The sequence below is a fragment of the Vibrio sp. 10N.222.48.A3 genome, from assembly GCF_041475345.1.
In the GTDB taxonomy this organism is placed as follows: domain Bacteria; phylum Pseudomonadota; class Gammaproteobacteria; order Enterobacterales; family Vibrionaceae; genus Vibrio; species Vibrio tasmaniensis_A.
In genome coordinates, this window is sequence record NZ_JBFRVX010001150.1 from 1 (window position 1) to 705 (window position 705).

Genomic DNA, 705 nt, shown 5'->3' on the forward strand with positions numbered 1-705 from the left:
AAAGATGGCGATAATACACCTAAAATTAATTACTACGCTGTTGGTACCTCCGTATTTATAATGTCATTAGCAACGATTCTTGCTGATGTGCATGTTGACGCTAAAGGTGCAATAGAAGGTAATTTTGGCTGGGTTGTGATTTATTTACTTTGTATTTTTGTGTCTATAGATGTAGATCGATACTCTTCATGGGTCCGATGTGAGAATGGGTTACCTACAGAAAAGAAGCATGTAATGAGAGGTGTCATCATCCCTAATTCTTTAGGTGTTTTTGCTTTCTGTTTATATCGTTTTATTGTCTAGGATACTTGCTATGAATAAAGAAGAAGCAGAAAGAATTGCTAAATTATTAAAAAATTCTTCAGCAATTTCTCAATTAGAGTTACCTGCATTATTAGTTGGCGTGTTGGCATTGATCCCAGGAGTTGCAGACGAAGCTATTGTAGGTGTTGGTGCAATTGCTGTGTTTGCAGCTATAGCTATTGGTCGTAGGTATTTAATTAATAACCGAGAAAAATATCGTCTAGGTCTACAAAGAGCTCACAAAGAAAATTTACTATCGGATGACGCTTACAAAGAAGCAATTAAAGACCTAAATACATTAACAATTGAAGGTGGTAAAAAAAGCTAACAAACGACTATGGCGTCAATGATTAATTTTTGGCAGTGTTTTCATCCCACATGGCGCCATCTCTCAGCATAGAG

Annotated in this window: 2 protein-coding genes; both read left to right on the plus strand. The window is 36.2% G+C overall.

The genetic code is table 11. The features are described from left to right. Positions 1 to 303: hypothetical protein (locus tag AB4653_RS24510; protein ID WP_372105539.1), on the plus strand; the 303-nt coding region annotated here is incomplete at its 5' end. Positions 304 to 313: 10 nt separating this feature from the next. After that, a complete protein-coding gene (locus tag AB4653_RS24515; protein WP_102257314.1) occupies positions 314 to 631 on the plus strand; it encodes a hypothetical protein in 318 nt (105 codons plus the stop codon). Positions 632 to 705: the final 74 nt, after the last annotated feature.